Consider the following 19,234-nt stretch of genomic DNA (forward strand, 5'->3'; position numbering starts at 1 on the left):
CACAATGGGTAACTGCTTAATATAAGTCAGTAATCAAAAGTATTTGATTTTAAGGTAAAGCAAAACCCCTAGGTTCTTAATATTAGAATCTAGGGGTTTTTTGTGTGAAAAATTTTATTTAAAACCATATGATGTACCAGAAAGGAAAGGGGATATTTATATCAATGATCAACTGATTGTATTAAACAAAGTACAATTACTTCATAAATATAAAAAATCAACCCGAATGTATTGAAAGAAATACACATTTTTATTATTATATATGCTTGTGTTGTAAAATTTAACAGAAACAATCGAAATTGGGATATAAATAACGATCCTAAGGTGATTTATGATATTGGCAATAGATCATTGAAATAAAAATACATTTAGTATGTAGCTTTAAAAATAGGCTTTCTAAAGTATTTGTATTTCTTATTTTACTGTAATACTATGCTTGGTTCTTGGTACAAGTCATTCGTTTATGAAGATTGCTATTCCATAAGAAAAGATTTGGTACTTTATTTTAGTCACCTTTGTTGGGGCGGGGCAACGAAATCTTTTTAGAAAATGTGATTTCTGTTCCGCTCTCTTTTTGTGTTGTCGGTTATAGCACACTTATATTTAAAAAAAGACAGTTTTAAACATTAATTAAGTTTATAGAAAGAGGTGTTGGCGCAATGTTATATAAAATCCATTTAAAAAATATTTGCTTCTGTCTACTGGGCACATTTATTATTGCGATAGGTGTAAATACATTTGTTTTAGCTTCAAATTTAGGCGAGGGCGGCACAGTAGGTATCTCACTTAATTTAAAATATACTTTAGGCTTATCACCAGCTTTAACAACACTTATTATTAACATGATACTAATCATTGTCGGTTGGAAATATTTAAGTAAGACAACCGCAGTTTATACCCTAGTTACAGTAGTGGCGAGTTCACTATTTTTAGGAATTACGGAACCTTTAAAATTAAATTTGGAATCTGATTTTATTAATACTATTTTTTCAGGAGTGTTGATTGGTATAGGTACAGGCTTTGTTATATCTGCACGTAGTACGCTAGGGGGCACATCAGTTATTGCAAAAATCATTAATAAGTATAGTGAGATAAAGACATCACAAGCTTTATTTATTCTTGATTCATTAATTGTATTATCATTTTTATTTGTATTACCAATTCAAAATGTACTGTATACAATTGTGATGTTATTTATTGTTGAAAAAAGTATGTCCTTTGTCATAGAAGGATTTAATCCGAAAAAAGCAATTACTGTTATCTCGGATTTTAACGCGGATATTAGTAAACAAATTAATGCGGAAACTGGACGTGGCTCCACATTATTGAATGGGGTAGGTGGCTATGAACAAAGAGAAACTAACGTGCTTTATGTTGTAGTATCTCAAAACCAGTTAGCCAGAATTAAAAAAATTGTAAATAGTCATGATGAGCATGCTTTCTTAGTCATTCATGATGTGAGAGATGTATTAGGTAATGGCTTCATGAAATTACAATAGTAAAAGATTACGTAGGTATCGTATAAAATATGCACATGTCAATAAAATCATTTTATTAAACTTTAAAAGTTCTATGGAAAACAAACATATTTTTAAAATTGGATATTAATATATAAATAGTAGCCGAGACTTATTATAACGTCTCGGCTTTTAATATCGTATTGAAAATAGTTGAAAGTAAAGAAGATAAGGTTTGTCTCGTTCCGCGTCTACTTTTTAAAATAAGATACGTGATAAAAAGATGACAATGGTCACTGTGAAAACACTAAATAATGTCGAAAATAATACAATTTGTGCATGTAATTCAGGCTCTATTTGGTATTCCATGGCGATTGTAGAAGTATTTCTTGAAGTAGGGAAAGAACTAGCTATAAAGAGTGATTGGGCTACCACACCATCTAACCCTAATAAGTAAATAACCGCTAAAGAAACTAATGGACTCAACAATAAACGACCAATCAGTGACCACGTGATAACACGATGGAAAAAGTTAATTTTAATTCTAGCAAGTTGTGCGCCTAATAAAATAAGCGCAATAGCTACAAATCCATCCGAAAGTTGATTAAGTGGTATTAAAAGCGTATGCGGTAGGTCAATGGTGAAAACCTGGCAAATTACGCCTAATAAAAGTGCATGAAACACAGGAAGACGCAAAAATCCACGAGTGATGTCAGCCATTGATTTGCTTGCTGATAGCAAATTGTACATGCCGTATGAATAAGTTAATAAATTTTGGAATACTAAAGTGAAAATTTGTACAGAAACACCGATTGGATTTTGACTAAATATAAGTTGACTGACTGGTAGACCATAATTCCCAGAATTCATTAAAGAAATGCTGTTTTTTAACGCTGCACTTTCCCCTTTATTTAAACGCAAAATCTTAGACAATACATTTCCAATTAAAATTAAGACAACACTGAAAATAATAATATAGTATAGGATATTTAATAATAGAGCAATATCAATTTGAATTTGATAAATATTCACAAATACTGATGCAGGCATTAAACAGTATGTTATTAAAGCGGAAAAATGTTTGAGTTCAAATGAAAATTTCATTTGAAGCAAAAAACCTAATAATATTAGAAGTAAAATAGGTAATATAACTTCTAAAAGTATAAAAATAAACATAAGCAACCTTCTATCTCTAAGTAATATACATATTAATAATCATTAATTGTTGATTTACTATTAAGTTAGCATATATTTATTATAAGTAAAATATAGGTTTGTGATTAGAATTGATAAGCATAACTTATAAATATATAGAAATGAAATAAGGCCAAGACAAAAATTATGTCTTGGCCGTTACTATAATATCACTAGTAGATATTTGGAACGAAGCCTTTTAGAAAACATGATTTTTAAAAGTTACTTTAGTAACAAACCATTAGTTTGAAAATGGGCTTTGGCTTCCAAGTTTGTTTATCTTCGTTAAGGTGTAATCATAATCTACTATAAAAATTAATTTTCTATTTTATACTTAAGTAATAAGAAACTATACAAGTTGTTTAAAGTTTTCTAAACGTTTTGCTTTTTCTTCATCGCTGATATTATGTTTTTTAACATAACGATTACTTTCATGCTCAGCGCATTCATGACAACAAGCGCCTAAATAACGTGCTTCATTTTCTTCGGACACCAGGATTTGGCGGTTACATTCAGGGTTTGAACAATTGATATAGCGTTCGCAAGGCGTGCCGTCAAACCATTCTTTACCTACAACTGTTTTTTCAACTTGGTTGACGTCTACACTAATACGTTCATCAAATACGTACATTTTGCCATCCCAATATTCGCCTTTTGTTTCTGGGTCTTTACCGTAAGTAGCAATACCACCTTCAAGTTGGCTTACATTTTCAAAACCTTCTCTTAGTAAGTAACCAGAGAATTTTTCACAACGAATACCGCCTGTACAATAGGTAACAATTTTTTTATCCATAAATTGATCTTTATTCTCTTTAATCCAGTCTGGTAAGTCTCTAAAACGTGTTATATTAGGGCGAATAGCGCCACGGAAATGACCTAAATCATATTCATAATCATTACGCGCATCGATAACCACTGTTTCATCATCAAACAATGCTTCTCTGAATTCTTCAGGTGATAAGTAATTACCTGTAAGTTCTTTAGGGTTGATATCTTCATTTAAATCTAACGCAACGATTTCTTTTCTAGGACGAACATGCATTTTTTTAAATGCGTGGCCATCAGCTTCATCGATTTTGAAAGTAATGCCTTCAAATCTTGAATCTGATTTTAATGCATCCATATATTTATCTGTTGCTTCAATTGTTCCAGAAACAGTACCATTAATACCTTCAGTCGATACTAAGATACGTCCTTTAAGCTCTAAGTCTTTACAGAAATCTAAATGTTCTGTAGCGAAAGTTTCAGGGTCTTCAATTGTTGTATATTTATAATACAATAATACTCTATAATCCATAATTCGATCTCCTCTAATCTATATCTTTCTATTATAGTTTTTATATAAAATTATTAGTTTGACGGTATTCGTGCGACAGTAGTTCATAATAAATATGATTAAATTAACATTGATTGATTATTTTTATAAAATGACGAAATTATCCTCACTATATTGTAACAAAAAAAGGACAATATTCAATTTAAAAATTTTGCAAAATCAAATATTTATATAAATGCTTTAAAGGTGCGCTCATATAACCAATATAAAAAAATGCTCTTTCCAAGCATAGCATCTTCAAAAGATGATAGCTGAAAAGAGCATAAACATAAGTTATTTATTTTTATTAGTAAAGATGAGTGCCACAATCAAACTAATTGTACTGACTGCAAAAACGATATTCATAATTGCTAATATCTCTATAATAACAACATCTTTACCTAATCTTTCAAAAGCATTTTCTTGCAGTTCTTCCTCAGAATTAAAGTCACTATCAGTTCGCGAAGGTTTTTCCTCGATATCTTCTAATAATCTTTCTTTAACCTTAGGCATATAATACCTCCTTATCATCTATTTAATGTTCCCTTTTTAAGTTAAAATCAATCATCTAAAAAATATGAAACGTTGCATTGTGTAACTATGGTTACTATACTTTCAATAACAGACAGAAAAAAATAGAATTAAACAGGAGAGATGAGTATGGAAACAGTATATTTAGCAGGTGGATGTTTATGGGGTGTGCAAGCATTTGTTAAGACGCTCCCGGGCGTGGTTCAAACAGAAGGGGGTAGAGCAAATGGTATTACAGACACACTCGATGGTGAATATGATGGCTATGTAGAAGTAATTAAAACTGGTTTCGATCCTGAAAAGGTATCTGTTTCAGATTTAATGGGATATCTTTTTGAAATTATTGATCCATACAGTGTCAATCAACAAGGTCAAGATATTGGTTTAAAATATAGAACTGGATTATACAGTGAAGATGCTAAACATTTAAAGGAAGCGCAAGCTTATATAGACACGATTGAAGACCATCACCTTATTGCAACAGAGGTATTACCACTAACAAATTACGTGAGAAGTGCAGAAGAAAACCAAGATAGATTATCAAGATTCCCAAACGATTATTGTCATTTACCAAAAGAACTTGTTAATAAATACAAATAGTAACAAACGATTTAAATGAATCTTAAATACGTTAGGGAGGTGTGCATGTTACACCTCCTTTTTATCTTTTTGAATATTGGTGAATAATTGATACTTACAGCGTGAAATTGATCATACAATAATTTGATTAAAATAATAGCACCTCAATATACATAATTATCAATTCAAAGCTGTGTTCAGTAAGAAAATATGGCGTATGCTATAATATGCATTGTTATAACAATATGGTAATATTAGGAGATTTTTAACTATGAATAAGCCAAAATATCAAATTGTAGCGGATGAAATAAAAGAAAAAATAATTAATAAAAGTTACCATGCAGGTATGCTTTTACCTACTGAAAAACAGTTCCAAAGTAAGTTTAATGTAAGTAGGTATACTGTAAGACAAGCAATGAATATGCTTGTTCAAGATGGTTTTATAAAAAAGAAAAAAGGTTCAGGTTCATATGTCAGTTATAATTTTTTGAATTCCAACCAAAGTAAAGCTTCCAAAAAAATAGGCGTAATCGTGACATATGTTTCAGATTATATATTCCCTAGTATAATTAGGGGTTTAGAAAATGAATTGAAGAAACAAGGTTACTCATTAATATTAGCGAGTACTAATAATAATCATGACGAAGAGAAGAAATGCTTGGATATGATGTTAAACCAAGGTGTTTCCGGACTTATTATAGAACCGACTAAGAGTAACGTTTATAATCCCAATTTGTCTTACTATTCATTATTTAAACAAAGAGATATTCCTATTTTAATGATAAATGCCAAATATGACGAATTAAATTTACCTTTTATTGCGATTGATGATATTAAATCAGGTTATTTAGCAACACAATATTTAATTGATCATGGACATGAAAATATTGCATTGATTACGAAAATTGATGATAATCAAGGGAAATTGAGAATGAAAGGTTACTTTGATGCATTTGAAGCCAATACGATACTTTTTAAAGGTGAACATATTTATACATTTGATACAGAAAATAAAATACAAGTTATTGAACAGATTGTTCAGCACATTTTTGAACGGAAAATTAATATATCCGCTTTAGTTTGCTATAATGACGAAATTGCTTACGATATCATCCAGCGATTAAAAGGAAAAAATATACGTGTTCCAAGAGATATATCTGTAGTCGGAGAAGATAATTCAGTCCTTAGTAGGTTGAGTGAGATGAATTTAACGAGTACGTCGCATCCGCAAGAATTATTAGGTGTGAAAGCGGCAAAGTGGATAATAAACGCTATAGAAAATAATGAAAAATCAGACTCCATACTCCTCGACACATATATTATCGAACGGAATTCAGTTAAAAAAATTTAGAAACTCAAATCAATCATATATTGATTTGAGTTTTTTAATTGTCATTGTCCGTACACAATTTAAAATATATTGACATGTACGGACAAATATTATAGGATATATTTGAAAACGGTTGCAAAGGGGTGTGAGAAATTGAACAATTTGAATATGAATTTATCAAGTGAAGATATTTCCATTGGCATAGAGTTGGGATCTACTAGAATAAAAACCATTGCTATAGACAAAAATTTAAACACAGTAGCGACAGGAAGTTTTGAATGGGAAAATCAGTTTATAAACGGTTATTGGACGTATTCAATTAATGATATTTGGATAGGCTTGCAGAAAAGTTACGAAGATATGACACAAAATTTAAAACAGCAATATAATCTTACGCTAACTAAAGTAAATGCCATAGGTATTAGTGGTATGATGCATGGGTATTTAGCTTTTGACAAAAATGAAGATCTGCTGGTGCCTTTCAGAACTTGGAGAAATGGAAACACAAGTGAAGCAGCTGCTATATTGAGCGAAAAATTTCAATTTAATATTCCAGAAAGATGGAGCATTGCACATATTTTTCAAGGTGTTTTAGATAATGAAAGACACGTGCGCCAAGTGGAATATATTACTACATTAGCTGGATATGTACATTGGTATTTAACAGGGGAAAAAGTACTTGGCATTGGAGATGCTTCAGGGATGTTTCCTATCGACATTAATCAGAAAAATTATAGACCTGATTTGATCAATGTAACCAATCAATTATTTCAAGAACATGGTTTTAATAAACCGATTGAAAAAATATTACCAAAAGTAAGCGTGTCCGGAGAAAGTGGTGGATGTTTGACCAAAGAAGGCGCTAAACTTTTAGATGCTTCTAATAAGCTTGAATCTGGATGTATCATGTGTCCGCCTGAAGGTGATGCAGGCACAGGTATGGTAGCTACAAATACAGTTGCTACAAATACAGGTAATGTGTCTGCTGGCACAAGCGCATTCTCAATGGTGGTTTTATCACAAGAATTGAAAGATAAATATCCTGAAATTGATATAGTGACGACACCTAATGGTAATGAAGTGGCAATGATTCATACAAATAATTGCACTTCTGATATTAACGATTGGATGAATCTGTTTAGCGAAGTTTTAAAAGTAATGGGAGTAGATTTTTCATCTGATGAGTTGTACGGACAAATATTCCGAAGTTCTCTAAATAGCGATGATAATATTGGTGGATTATTATCTTATAACTATGTTTCAGGAGAAAATATTACAAATGTCGAACAAGGATATCCACTTTTTGTAAGGGAACCAAATTACAATTTCAATTTAGCTAATTTCATGAAAATGCATTTATACAGTGCTTTCAGTACTTTGAAAATTGGCATGGATATGTTGAAAAAAAATGAATCAATAGAGTTAGAAAAGTTAATCGCTCACGGGGGCATTTTTAAAACGAAAGGCGTTGCGCAACAGGTATTATCTTCAGCACTGGATAACGATATCACAGTTATGAATACAGCTAGTGAAGGAGGAGCTTGGGGAATAGCTATACTTTCTTATTTTACATCGCTTGAAACAATGCAAACATTAGAACAATTTTTAAATGAAGTAGTTTTTGTAAATATTGAAGAAGAAACGTTATCGCCAGTTAAACAAGAAGTAGATCACTTTAATAACTATGTAGAGAAAATGAAACTTGGATTACCAATAGAGCGTTTGTTCTCTAAACATTTAGGAGGTAAAGCATATGCTAGAAACATTAAAATCTGAAGTTTATAAAGCTAATCTCGAATTGCCTCAAAGAGGGCTAATCAAATATACATGGGGAAATGTTAGTGCTTTTGATAAAGCGTCACAATTATTTGTAATTAAACCAAGTGGTGTTAATTATGATGAGATGGAACCTGAAGATATGGTTGTTTGTAATTTGAATTGTGAGGTGGTGGAAGGAAAACTGAAACCCTCATCTGATATGCCAACACATGCAGTAATTTATAAAAAATTTGATGATATTGGGAGTGTGGTTCATACACATTCTCCTTGGGCAACAACTTGGTCACAATCTGGATTAGAAGTACCCGCAATGGGGACGACACATGCTGATACATTTTATGGCGCAATACCATGTGCAAGATTTTTAACACCTGAAGAAATAAATAAAAATTATGAATATGAAACTGGAAACGTGATCATTGAAACATTTAAAGAAAAGCATATCAATCCACATGAAGTACCTGCAGTATTATTACGTGGTCATGCGCCGTTTGTTTGGGGAGACGATTGTCAATCCGCAGTCATGAATGCAGTAGTATTAGAAGAAATATGCAAAATGAATATATTTACACGACAATTAAACCCTTTTGCCCAAACATTACCGCAAGAAATACTTGATAAGCATTTTGAAAGAAAACATGGTGCGAATGCATATTATGGTCAAAAATAAGGAGGAAATATAATGAATAATTCAAAAAAATTCTGGTTCGTGGTTGGTTCTCAAGAACTATATGGTGATGAAGCATTATCCCAAGTCCAAGAAAATGCGCAGAATATAACAGATGGATTGAATTCAGAAGGAGATTTACCATTTGAAATCGAATTACAAACTAAATTAGCTATTTCATCTGATGTGATTACTGAAATTATGAAAGAAGCAAATTATAGAGATGACGTTTTAGGTGTTATTACATGGATGCATACATTCTCTCCAGCAAAAATGTGGATAAGGGGTACAAAACTATTACAAAAGCCGTTGTTACATCTCGCAACGCAATATAATGAAAATATTTCCTGGGAAAAAATAGATATGGATTACATGAATTTACATCAATCTGCACATGGAGACAGGGAATATGGGTATATCAATCGTCGATTAAATAAAAACAATGAAATTATTTTTGGTCATTGGAGAGATTCAGAAGTTCAACAACAATTAAAGGATTGGATGTTTGTTGCTAATGCTTATAATGAAAGCTTTAATTTAAAAGTAGCGAGATTTGGTGACAATATGCGAAATGTTGCTGTTACTGAAGGAGATAAAATCGAAGCGCAAATTCAATATGGCTGGACAGTTGACTATTATGGTATTGGAGATCTAGTTGAATATATCCGTAGCGTTACAGATTCAGAAGTTAATCAATTGTTTAAGGTTTATCAAGATTTGTACGAATTTGATTATAGGGATTATAGCGAAGAAGCATTTAATGATTCTGTTATAGAGCAAATTAAATACGAGGTTGCGATAAAAAGATTCTTAGATGATGGTGATTACACTGCATTTACTACTAATTTTGAAGATTTACATGGGATGAAACAATTACCTGGTCTAGCTGTACAAAGATTAAATGAACAAGGTTATGGTTTTGCTGGTGAAGGAGATTGGAAAACGGCTGCACTCGATAGATTATTAAAAATAGTTGCACAAAACGAAGCAACAGGATTTATGGAAGATTATATTTATGATTTGAGAAGTAATCAATCTCATATTCTTGGATCACATATGTTAGAGGTAGACCCTACACTTTCTGAAAATAAACCTAAAATTATCGTGAATCCTTTAGGAATTGGGGATAAGCATGACCCAGCAAGATTAGTGTTTGATGGTAAACAAGGCCAAGGTGTAGTTGTCACAATGCTAGATTTAGGAACGTCTTTCAAATTTATTATAAATGAAATAGAGGCAAAATCATTAAAAGAACCCGCGCCTTATTTACCAGTCGCTAGAGTTTTATGGGAAGTGAAACCATCGTTGAAACAAGGTGTGAAACAGTGGATAAAAGAAGGCGGCGGCCATCATACCGTATTATCATTGAAATTAAATACAGAACAAATTGAAATGCTATTAAATATGTTTGATACAGAATATGTATTGATTAATTAAATTATCTATTGCAACGCATCACAAAGTTAAAATTGGTGTTCGAACAAAAAAGAGGGTGAATGGGATGAAAGTAAACAGTAAAGTTTCAAATCGTTTTATCTATTTCTTTGGTGCATTTGGGGGTATTTTATTTGGATATGATATTGGTGTTATGACAGGAGCTTTACCATTTTTAAGAGAAGATTGGGGTATCAATAGTGGTTTTATTATTGGATTAATTACATCATCAGTTATGTTAGGTGCTATATTTGGTGGCATTTTAGCAGGGAGATTATCAGATAAACTAGGGCGAAGAAAGATGATTTTAATTTCAGCTATGATATTCATCGTAGGCTCCATATTATCGGGTATTGCGCCTCATGAAGGTAATTATTTTTTAATTATATCAAGAGTAATACTTGGTTTAGCTGTGGGTGCAGCTTCAGCATTAGTACCAGCTTATATGTCTGAAATGGCACCAGCAAAATATCGCGGTCAACTATCTGGTATGAATCAAACGATGATAGTTTCAGGTATGTTATTATCTTATATTGTTGATTACTTTTTAAGAGATTTACCAGTCGAGATTGGATGGAGATTGATGCTTAGTGCTGCCGCAATACCTGCATTAATTTTATTTTTAGGTGTATTGAAATTACCGGAATCTCCAAGGTTTTTAATAAAAAATAATAAATTTAAAGAAGCAAAATTAGTATTAAGTAATTTGAGAAATAATAATAATATTGAAAACGAACTAAAAGAAATTGAAAATATTATTCAAAAAGAACGAAACAACGAAGTTAAGCATTCACTTGCCACTTTATTTAATGGAAAGTATAAATATCTTGTGATTGCAGGGCTTGGCGTTGCAGCCTTTCAACAATTTCAAGGTGCAAATGCAATATTTTATTACATTCCATTAATTGTAGAAGAAGCAACTGGAGGATCAGCAAGTTCAGCACTTATGTGGCCTATTATTCAAGGTATCATTCTTGTGCTTGGATCATTATTATTCATTTGGATAGCAGATAAATTTAATAGAAGAACATTATTAATGTTAGGTGGCACTGTAATGGGATTGTCATTTATTTTACCGGCAATCATCCATATGGTTTTACCTAATGCCAACCCGTTATTGATTGTAGTATTTTTAAGTATTTACGTAGCGTTCTATTCATTTACTTGGGCGCCATTAACATGGGTCATTGTAGGAGAGATATTCCCATTAGCAATTAGAGGTTTTGCTTCAGGTACAGCTTCGTCATTAAACTGGGTTGGGTCATTTTTAGTTGGATTACTTTTCCCAATTATGACAGCATATTTCTCACAACAGTTAGTCTTCGCAATATTTGGCGTTATCTGTATTCTTGGTGTATTGTTTGTGAAAAAATTTGTACCGGAATCAAAGGGACGCACACTTGAAGAAATTGAAAAAATTGGAGAATCACATCACTCAAATCAAACAACTGCACAAGTCAAAGGGTAATTTTAAAAATTATTAATTTAAATACCCCGCCGAGTATCCATTTTTATGATGCACGGCGGGGTATTGATTTTTAATTTTATTACTTAATTTTCTATTTTTACGATATTTATCTTTAAAACCGAATATAAAAGATTAATTTTCGTCGTAGTTTTTAACAATCTTGCCATCAATACTTACGATTTTTATGTTATTTGGATTTTTAAGTAATCCAATATTATTTAATGGGTTATCATCTACTATAATAAAATCTGCTTTTTTCCCTGCTTCTACTGTTCCTATTTCATCATCATAACCAAGGCATTCTGCTGAAACTTTAGTTGAAGCTACAATAGCTTGCATCGGTGTCATACCGTGTTCAACCATTAATGCTAGTTCACGTAAATTCGTTCCGTGCTTAAATACACCAGCGTCCGTACCCATTGCAATTTTTACACCTGCATTAACAGCTTTAGTAAAACTAGAAGTATGTGCATCTAGGACTTCTTTTGATTTTTGAATAGAGGCCTCAGACATGCCCAGTTCATCTGCAAATTCAATTACAGAAACTGGCGCTAGCAAAGTTGGTACAAGGAATATACCTTGATTTTTCATACTTTCAATTGCTTCATCATCAAGATAAATGCCATGTTCTATGGAATGAATTCCTGCGGCAATACAGTTTTTCACACCTTGTAAGCCTTGTGCGTGTGCCATTACTTTACGGTTACCTCTGAATTGGGCTTCTTCAACCATTACTTTAAGCTCTTCAATTGAAAATTGAGTAAAGTCTGGATGATCTGTAGGGCTTGTTACACCACCTGTTGCATGTACTTTGATTACATCTGCACCAGCGCGTAGCATTTCTCTTACTTTTTTACGTACTTCTTCCACTCCATCACATATGCCAGTAGGTAAACCAGGGTAATCTTCAATAAAACTAGGCATAGTAATACCAGACTTCGTTAATTTGTCTCCATGGCCGCCAGTAATTGTTAGTGCATTAATGCTAATTTGCATGCGAGGTCCTAATATTAAACCATCTTGTACTGCTTCTTTAATACCTTGATCAGCTCCTAAGGCATCACGGACTGTAGTGATACCACAATTTACTGTACGTCTAAGGTGATCTATTGCTCTATAAAATGTATATGAAAAAGGAGTAGTTAATTTTTCATCTAATGGCCTCATTTCTTCCATAATATGGACATGACTATCTATCATTCCTGGTAATAAATATTTGTTACGACCATCTATAATTTCATGGTTTGAGTTTTCTAAATTTTTACCAATAGTCTTAAATTGATTGTCTTCAATAAGCACATCCACTTCCTTTTGTAATTCGTTACCAGTTCCATCTATAAGATTGATATTTTTTATAAGCATTTAAAATGCCTCCCTTATCATTTAATAAAATTCATTAATATACCTGTTAAAACAACTGACGCTACTGTTACTGATGTAAATCCACCTATTAACATAGGACTTAGTAATTCTTTGAAAAGTGCGTCGTGTTCCTTTTGATTCTTTGTTAAACTTCGACTGACTTCTTCACATAGCATGTAATCTCCGGGGAAGCCATATAATGCCGTTAAAGCTACCGGCAGAGCTTTTGTATAGCGCCAACCGATTAATTTAGCAGCAACTGCGCCACCGATTAAAATGCCAAATGTACCTATCAGTAAAATGAGTAAAATAGCTGGCAGATGATGCCACAAGTCTTGAGGTGTTATATCTCCCATCGAACCTATGACAATTAACATAATAATTACAAGGATTAAAGTGAATGATTTATTTTTTTCTAATTCTGCTTGTTCAAATAACCCTAATTTTAAGCCAATAATACCAAAAAATAAGCTGATAAGCGTAAAATGAATTGGTGTAAATTCTCCGATGATAAAAGCTAAACTAGCAAGCACAAACATAATAAATAATCTCAGCGTATTATTTCGTAAAATAGGATATTTATCATGTAAAGTATGTACGGTTGATGTTTGGATCTCAACCTCTTCTTGTGAACTTGGTTGCAAATGTTTAGCATTTTTTTCTAAGAAATGTGCGCCATATCGTTTCATAATAATAGAACTTAAAGGTAAGCCAATGACACCTTGTAGCCCTTGGACAAGTGCAGGTAAAACAATAAGATAACTCAAATTTAGTTCATTTAATTTATCTATTGTTATTAGTAGTGCAACAATACCGCCCGAAATAGGGCCTACACCTGAAGCAGCAATGCGAAAATCATAAACTAAGGTAACGATGATCAAAATCATAGCTGTTGAACCCAAAATGCCAAATAGTGAAATAATAACAGCCTTCCACTGTGTCTTTAAAGTTGATAAAGGCATCATGGTACCCATATGCATAATGGCAGGCGCTATGGCTAATGCACCTAATGAAGGTAAAATAGCCGAATCAAGAATATTTTCAGGGAATATACCTGCCCATTTTAATAATAAAAAGCTGACCATAGATGTTAAAAGCATTGGGACTCTAGCTTTTGTCAATGTTGAAATAATTTCCCCAAATGCAATCAGAGCAAATAATGCAGTTGCTGAAATAATAGGTTCACTCCACATTGTCCTTTCCCTCCCTAAATAAAGTGATAATAAGTATCATAGCATTAAAAAAATATAAAATTAACCACAATAACTGAATTTTCTGAAATTATTTTTGTTTAATATAACCAAAAATTTGTTTGACAATTTTTTTGAATAAGCGTATGATACAAAAATGTACAAGGGGTGTACTAATTGATTTTGAAAGTGTTTGCTAGTTATGAACGATAGCATACTATGCATTAAAATACGTTTGGATCGATGTTTCAGTAAAATAATTAAAACTAGCAATGGCGTGTGGGGAATATAAATAGAAAGGTAGTTGAAAAAGATGTTAAATGAATTTAGATTTATATTTAGAAACAAAATGTTGCTAATTTCTTTAATTGCAATATCGCTGATTTCATTACTTTATGTGGCTTTGTTTGTAGGATCAATGTGGGACCCATATGACAAGACAGAAAACCTTAAAATTTCTGTAGTAAACCACGATGAAAAAGCTACACTCAATAACAAAGATATTACTATTGGTGATGATTTAGTAGATAAACTTAAGGATAATAACAATTTTAAATTCCAAGTTGTTTCTGAAAAAGAAGCGGATAAACAGTTGAATCGTGGCGAAAGCGTCGGCACAATTATTGTGCCAAAAAATGCTTCAGCTAATGCAACGACAATATTAGATGAAAATCCAAAAAAAATTAACCTAGAAACTAAAGTAAATCCAGGTTCTAGTTATACAGGTAGCCAAGTTGCAAACTCAGCGATCAATACTGTCACTACAACAATCAAAGATAATATTAGGTCAAATTATTTGAATGAATTATTTGCTACTGCTAAGGATTCACAATCAGGTTACCAAGATACATCAGATGCTTTAGGACAAATGTCAGATGCGGAAAACCAATTAATTGATGGTAACCAACAGGTGACCGATGGCATTCAACAATTGTTGCCAATGATTGGACAACCAGCTCAAGAATTATTGACAGGTAATCAACAAGTAACGGATGGCTTACAACAACTTCAAGAAAATAATAATCAATTGAAAGCGCAAATTGATGATGCTGTTAGTCAGCAAAGTAACGTATCATTTGAATCAGAAAATGAAAAAGCACTTAACGATGTTACTAAAGTAAAAGAAAATAATCCCACTAACGCCGATCAATATGGGGCAACGATTGTTCCTTATATGGCGAGTGTAAGTTTATTTGTTGTTGCATTATCATTTAGTGCGATTTATCCATTACGTAAAACAATTAGTAAAGATACATCCGCAACAAGACAAGTTTTAGGTAAATTTGCCTTATATATTGTCCAAGGTGCACTAGCTGCATTATTTATGAGTAGTTGGGTACTATTTGTCTTTAATATGACAGTTGGTAATGTATGGAAGTTTATATTAGTTGGGTTGTTATGGGGGGTTGCCGCAATCACTATAACTTCATTATTGATGTTGTTCTTAGATAGAATAGGATTATTTATATCCATGATTCTTTTAATCTTACAGTTAAGTGCAAGTGAAGGTATGTTCCCAATTGAACTTTCAAGTACATTCTACAGATGGATTCACCCATTCTCACCAATGTCTTACGCTATTCAAGGTTATAGGGAAGCTATATTTACAAACGCTGGTCACTTTGACTTTGGATTTGTCGTAGCATTGCTCATTACCCTTATTATCGTAATGATGTTATTACAATATTTAGTTTTAATATGGTTTAATAGACGAGATAAATTACCATTTTCTATTAAATTCAAATAATATGATATAGGGGTGTAATGTTATGGATAACGTAGATCAATCGATTGAGCATGCAATTCGTAAATTTCAAACCGTCATGTTGTATTTAAATAAAGAAATTGTTGAAATGGTAAACGACTCTAGCTTGACTAACTTACTTTCAAGAGAACAAATAGAAGCGATGAGAATTATCCAAACAGAAGGACAAGTTACGATAAATGAGCTAGCATCTTTACAAAATATATTTAAAACAGCTGCTTCAAAACGTATTGGTAAACTTGAAGAAATGGGTTATGTGCAAAGAGCACATTCGAATAATAAAAGAATTAAATTAGTACAGTTAAGTATTGAAGGTGAAATGTTTTTGAAACGAGCTACTGAAACAATGACAGAGGAAGTGAAAAAACGTTTAGGTAACCGATTTACACTTGAGGAAATAGAACATTTTGTAAATCAGTTAGAACGTATTGATGATGCTTTTAGAAAAAGTAAATAATTACCTGGGAAATTGTTTGTGTTATACATGGACTTGTATATTAATGATTAGTATACTGAATTATATAATTTGAAAAGTGTACTAATTGGAAAAAATCATAAACTGATGACAAGGAGTGTAACATGATGAAAAGAACTGTTGAACGCGTGCTTGCTTGGATTGGTATCGGGCTCCAATTACTTGGCGTGATTGTGCTTGCGATTTTCCTACCATTATTTGGAAACGGGTCAATGAAAGATGCCATGATACAGTCGATGATGGAAAGCGACAGTACCATCACATACGAAAATGGAGAAGCGGTTATCAATATGCTTAGTGGACTGGTAACAGCAGGACTTGTGTTATCAATTATTTTATTAATTATCGCGATCATTGGTGCGGTGTTAATTGGCAAAAAAGCAAAGGCGGCAGGTATCTTACTAATCATTGTAGGCGTTATTTCATTTGCTGGTAATTGGATTAATGCCATATTATGGCTAGTTTCAGGTATTATGTTGCTCGTGAGAAAACCGAGAGATCCTATCTATACGAGAGATGCAGAAGGTGATGCTAACCCTTATATTAAAGATGGCTCGCAAGTAAATGAGCATAATAATTCATATGTGTTGTCTGAAGATCAAAAAGAGAACGAACAACAAGAAATTAAAGATAAATATACAGATTCAGATGACGATAATAAATATAAATATTAACCAACAAAACCAAGTGATCCTTTTAAAGGAAAGCTTGGTTTTGTTATTTAAATGGCATATTATGTAGGTTTAATATCATCTAAAAGAAGCTGTAGTTGATTATATAAATGATGATGTTCAATACTAGTATTTTCATTTTTATAAGTGTGTTGTTTGATGAAATCTTTTGGTGTCATTTTCATCACCTTTTTAAAGTCTCTTAAATATGTATTATATGAACGAAAGCCATAATTATGCCATGTTGATTCTCCGTTTCCATTATCTAGTAATTCTCTAGAAAGACTATAAATTTTTACCTTTTTAATATATTTTATTAAAGAAATATTCATCTTTTTTGAAAATTCCCTAGATAGATAACTGTTATTCACAAAAAATTTTTTAGCTAATATATCAAGTGTTAAGGGCTGTTTGTAATTTTGATTAATATATTCAACAACATTTTTAATTAATTTATTTGAGTAGGATAAGTTGGTATGTAAACGTGTTTTTGTAGGGCTGAAATAATTAATTAATTTAATAACGCCAATGTCACTGTTAAATGAATCATTTTTAAGAATGGCTTTCAAAGTCTCTATATAAGTTTCAGTTATAAGTTTAGACCTCTGAGATTTATTTATTAGGTCTTCTCTATTTACTAATGAAAAACGATTATAACTTAAATTATTTATTGAAATACAAGCAAGAATTCCTGTTCTGTGAATGATTAAGTTTTCCTCAAAATCATAAACAACAAAAACATTACCACGTTGAAATACATAATCTGAATCTAACTTTTGGAAATGTAAAACACCTGAAATAACTAAATATAAATTTGAAAAATTAGGCGTATTTAAATGGTCTAATTTGTCATATTCAGCGTAGATGATTTGATTGTAATTCATTTGTTCCACTCCCAAAGGTTGATAAACGCAAAATTTAATTAGGTTTAATTTACATTAAACAAAGATGACCCTTTGCATTTATAGTGTTGCACTTATTACCTATCATGCTAAGAGACATTTTTGTGAATAGTCTTGAATAGAATTTTATTATTAAAATATTACTGCTTCATTAGTAGAATAGTCAATTAATATCGCAAAACTATGAAAAATTATAATACTAAAGTAAAAAAATGGATATTATATATATTTATTTATAATATATTGGATTTTAACTCATAATAGTAATGAAAATATCGAAAAATTAGTGAACAATATATTTTTACTAATGCATAAGGTTTTCCAAATATCTATTTTGCTCTGAATTATCTCGTTTTGCTTTATGTTGTTATAATCATTTATAAAAATTCTTTTATGCTACTTTACTTTTATAATATATAAATAAAAGTTTAAAAACAATAGGAGGAGAAGAGACAGCATGAAAAGCAACTATTTTTTAGAAAAGAAAATAGGTAGTGCATTTAAGCGTAAATAATTAAATTTTTAAGAGGTAGGACAGTGTTTGATATGCTTCATCTAAAGTAGCTATTAAAAGTAAAACTTTGAAGTGCTATTTTTCATAGATAAAAAATAGGTTGATTGTTCTATTGAGGAAGTTTCTAAAAACGTGTAAATTGGTAATAAAGTATTAGTATAAAAATTAAAAGTGAAATTAATAAAATGGGGTGAGTTAAATGATGATGATGATTGGTATCCTTACACCATTATTGGTCATTGGGTTTATAGTTATGTCAATTATGGAAGAAAAGAAAAGAAACAAAAGAGAACAAGAGAATAAAGGTGAAAATAACATAAGTAATGAAAATAAAAACGAAAAAGAAGATAGTAATAACGGCAAATAAAATAATTTTCAAGGTTATAATCGTAAACTATAAGAAGTTATTAAATGATAAGTGTATAAATTAATTTATACACGAAACTTTAAAAATTTAGGTATCATTATAGGAGCAAAAGTAGGAAGTCATATTTTAATTTTCTGATTTCTATTTCGCTCCTAATTTTAATAGTAATGTATAAACGCTTAGTACTATTAAATGGCAGCGCCCATTTATAAATAAAACATTTGATGCATTTTT

General features: G+C 31.4%; 17 protein-coding genes. 11 read left to right on the forward strand and 6 right to left on the reverse strand.

Annotated elements, in window-relative coordinates; genetic code table 11:
* The first annotated feature begins 659 nt into the window (after positions 1-659).
* Positions 660-1,499, forward strand: a complete 840-nt coding sequence (locus KA894_RS08015; protein WP_103373385.1) for a YitT family protein — start codon at positions 660-662, stop codon at positions 1,497-1,499.
* A 216-nt stretch (positions 1,500-1,715) separates the two neighbouring features.
* Here KA894_RS08015 and KA894_RS08020 read toward each other — a convergent pair whose 3' ends face one another.
* The 3 genes from KA894_RS08020 to KA894_RS08030 all read right to left on the reverse strand — a co-directional run bounded on the left by KA894_RS08020 (position 1,716) and on the right by KA894_RS08030 (position 4,479).
* The gene (locus tag KA894_RS08020; RefSeq protein ID WP_115359552.1) at positions 1,716-2,633 is read right to left on the reverse strand and encodes an AEC family transporter; all 918 of its coding nucleotides are present in this window, start codon (positions 2,631-2,633) and stop codon (positions 1,716-1,718) included.
* Between the two features lie 367 nt (positions 2,634-3,000).
* Positions 3,001-3,948 (reverse strand): oxygen-dependent tRNA uridine(34) hydroxylase TrhO, encoded by a 948-nt coding sequence (trhO, locus tag KA894_RS08025; RefSeq protein WP_107644351.1) that lies wholly within the window; start codon positions 3,946-3,948, stop codon positions 3,001-3,003.
* Positions 3,949-4,260: 312 nt separating this feature from the next.
* A complete protein-coding gene (locus tag KA894_RS08030) occupies positions 4,261-4,479 on the reverse strand; it encodes a hypothetical protein (protein WP_096808181.1) in 219 nt (72 codons plus the stop codon).
* Positions 4,480-4,626: 147 nt separating this feature from the next.
* Here KA894_RS08030 and KA894_RS08035 point away from each other — a divergent pair, with 147 nt between their 5' ends.
* The 6 genes from KA894_RS08035 to KA894_RS08060 all read left to right on the forward strand — a co-directional run bounded on the left by KA894_RS08035 (position 4,627) and on the right by KA894_RS08060 (position 11,754).
* Entirely contained in the window at positions 4,627-5,097 is a 471-nt protein-coding gene (locus KA894_RS08035) for a peptide-methionine (S)-S-oxide reductase (protein WP_096808182.1), read from the forward strand.
* 250 nt (positions 5,098-5,347) lie between these two features.
* A complete protein-coding gene (locus KA894_RS08040) occupies positions 5,348-6,427 on the forward strand; it encodes a GntR family transcriptional regulator (RefSeq protein WP_115341817.1) in 1,080 nt (359 codons plus the stop codon).
* Positions 6,428-6,574: 147 nt separating this feature from the next.
* Positions 6,575-8,182, forward strand: a complete 1,608-nt coding sequence (locus KA894_RS08045; RefSeq protein ID WP_096811187.1) for a xylulokinase — start codon at positions 6,575-6,577, stop codon at positions 8,180-8,182.
* The gene (locus tag KA894_RS08050; RefSeq protein WP_096808184.1) at positions 8,160-8,855 is read left to right on the forward strand and encodes an L-ribulose-5-phosphate 4-epimerase; all 696 of its coding nucleotides are present in this window, start codon (positions 8,160-8,162) and stop codon (positions 8,853-8,855) included. The genes KA894_RS08045 and KA894_RS08050 overlap by 23 nt, the downstream gene beginning before the upstream one ends.
* A 12-nt stretch (positions 8,856-8,867) precedes the next feature.
* Positions 8,868-10,289 (forward strand): L-arabinose isomerase, encoded by a 1,422-nt coding sequence (araA, locus tag KA894_RS08055; protein WP_096808185.1) that lies wholly within the window; start codon positions 8,868-8,870, stop codon positions 10,287-10,289.
* A 64-nt stretch (positions 10,290-10,353) separates the two neighbouring features.
* A complete protein-coding gene (locus KA894_RS08060; RefSeq protein ID WP_096808186.1) occupies positions 10,354-11,754 on the forward strand; it encodes a sugar porter family MFS transporter in 1,401 nt (466 codons plus the stop codon).
* A gap of 132 nt (positions 11,755-11,886) precedes the next feature.
* Here KA894_RS08060 and KA894_RS08065 read toward each other — a convergent pair whose 3' ends face one another.
* The gene (locus KA894_RS08065) at positions 11,887-13,116 is read right to left on the reverse strand and encodes a metal-dependent hydrolase family protein (protein WP_096808187.1); all 1,230 of its coding nucleotides are present in this window, start codon (positions 13,114-13,116) and stop codon (positions 11,887-11,889) included.
* Positions 13,117-13,133: 17 nt separating this feature from the next.
* Entirely contained in the window at positions 13,134-14,309 is a 1,176-nt protein-coding gene (locus tag KA894_RS08070; RefSeq protein ID WP_210133874.1) for a hypothetical protein, read from the reverse strand.
* A 310-nt stretch (positions 14,310-14,619) separates the two neighbouring features.
* Between KA894_RS08070 and KA894_RS08075 the strand changes: the two genes are divergently transcribed.
* The 3 genes from KA894_RS08075 (at position 14,620) to KA894_RS08085 (ending at position 17,220) form a co-directional block, all read left to right on the forward strand.
* Positions 14,620-16,053, forward strand: a complete 1,434-nt coding sequence (locus tag KA894_RS08075) for a YhgE/Pip domain-containing protein (RefSeq protein WP_119487838.1) — start codon at positions 14,620-14,622, stop codon at positions 16,051-16,053.
* Positions 16,054-16,075: 22 nt separating this feature from the next.
* Positions 16,076-16,528 (forward strand): MarR family winged helix-turn-helix transcriptional regulator, encoded by a 453-nt coding sequence (locus tag KA894_RS08080; protein ID WP_103373075.1) that lies wholly within the window; start codon positions 16,076-16,078, stop codon positions 16,526-16,528.
* 122 nt (positions 16,529-16,650) lie between these two features.
* Positions 16,651-17,220: a DUF4064 domain-containing protein gene (locus KA894_RS08085; RefSeq protein WP_119487839.1), complete on the forward strand. Its 570-nt coding sequence runs from the start codon at positions 16,651-16,653 to the stop codon at positions 17,218-17,220.
* Positions 17,221-17,279: 59 nt separating this feature from the next.
* Here the strand turns inward: KA894_RS08085 and KA894_RS08090 are convergent, their stop codons facing one another.
* Positions 17,280-18,101 carry a helix-turn-helix domain-containing protein gene (locus KA894_RS08090; protein WP_119487840.1) on the reverse strand — a complete coding sequence of 274 codons (822 nt, stop codon included), beginning with the start codon at positions 18,099-18,101 and terminating at the stop codon, positions 17,280-17,282.
* 731 nt (positions 18,102-18,832) lie between these two features.
* Here KA894_RS08090 and KA894_RS08095 point away from each other — a divergent pair.
* Positions 18,833-19,000 (forward strand): hypothetical protein, encoded by a 168-nt coding sequence (locus KA894_RS08095; protein WP_157772535.1) that lies wholly within the window; start codon positions 18,833-18,835, stop codon positions 18,998-19,000.
* The last annotated feature ends 234 nt before the right edge of the window (positions 19,001-19,234 follow it).

Source organism: Staphylococcus sp. GDY8P131P, assembly GCF_017891975.1.
Taxonomy (GTDB): Bacteria; Bacillota; Bacilli; order Staphylococcales; family Staphylococcaceae; genus Staphylococcus; species Staphylococcus nepalensis.

Coding starts and splice junctions, on each gene's coding strand:
- KA894_RS08065 (WP_096808187.1), bottom strand. CDS start 13,116: ATGCTTATAAAAAATATCAATCTTATAGATGGAACTGGTAACGAATTA.
- KA894_RS08085 (WP_119487839.1), top strand. CDS start 16,651: ATGATGAAAAGAACTGTTGAACGCGTGCTTGCTTGGATTGGTATCGGG.
- KA894_RS08020 (WP_115359552.1), bottom strand. CDS start 2,633: ATGTTTATTTTTATACTTTTAGAAGTTATATTACCTATTTTACTTCTA.
- araA (WP_096808185.1), top strand. CDS start 8,868: ATGAATAATTCAAAAAAATTCTGGTTCGTGGTTGGTTCTCAAGAACTA.
- KA894_RS08045 (WP_096811187.1), top strand. CDS start 6,575: ATGAATTTATCAAGTGAAGATATTTCCATTGGCATAGAGTTGGGATCT.
- KA894_RS08080 (WP_103373075.1), top strand. CDS start 16,076: ATGGATAACGTAGATCAATCGATTGAGCATGCAATTCGTAAATTTCAA.
- KA894_RS08015 (WP_103373385.1), top strand. CDS start 660: ATGTTATATAAAATCCATTTAAAAAATATTTGCTTCTGTCTACTGGGC.
- KA894_RS08040 (WP_115341817.1), top strand. CDS start 5,348: ATGAATAAGCCAAAATATCAAATTGTAGCGGATGAAATAAAAGAAAAA.
- KA894_RS08060 (WP_096808186.1), top strand. CDS start 10,354: ATGAAAGTAAACAGTAAAGTTTCAAATCGTTTTATCTATTTCTTTGGT.
- KA894_RS08070 (WP_210133874.1), bottom strand. CDS start 14,309: ATGTGGAGTGAACCTATTATTTCAGCAACTGCATTATTTGCTCTGATT.
- KA894_RS08095 (WP_157772535.1), top strand. CDS start 18,833: ATGATGATGATGATTGGTATCCTTACACCATTATTGGTCATTGGGTTT.
- KA894_RS08090 (WP_119487840.1), bottom strand. CDS start 18,101: ATGAATTACAATCAAATCATCTACGCTGAATATGACAAATTAGACCAT.
- trhO (WP_107644351.1), bottom strand. CDS start 3,948: ATGGATTATAGAGTATTATTGTATTATAAATATACAACAATTGAAGAC.
- KA894_RS08075 (WP_119487838.1), top strand. CDS start 14,620: ATGTTAAATGAATTTAGATTTATATTTAGAAACAAAATGTTGCTAATT.
- KA894_RS08030 (WP_096808181.1), bottom strand. CDS start 4,479: ATGCCTAAGGTTAAAGAAAGATTATTAGAAGATATCGAGGAAAAACCT.
- KA894_RS08035 (WP_096808182.1), top strand. CDS start 4,627: ATGGAAACAGTATATTTAGCAGGTGGATGTTTATGGGGTGTGCAAGCA.
- KA894_RS08050 (WP_096808184.1), top strand. CDS start 8,160: ATGCTAGAAACATTAAAATCTGAAGTTTATAAAGCTAATCTCGAATTG.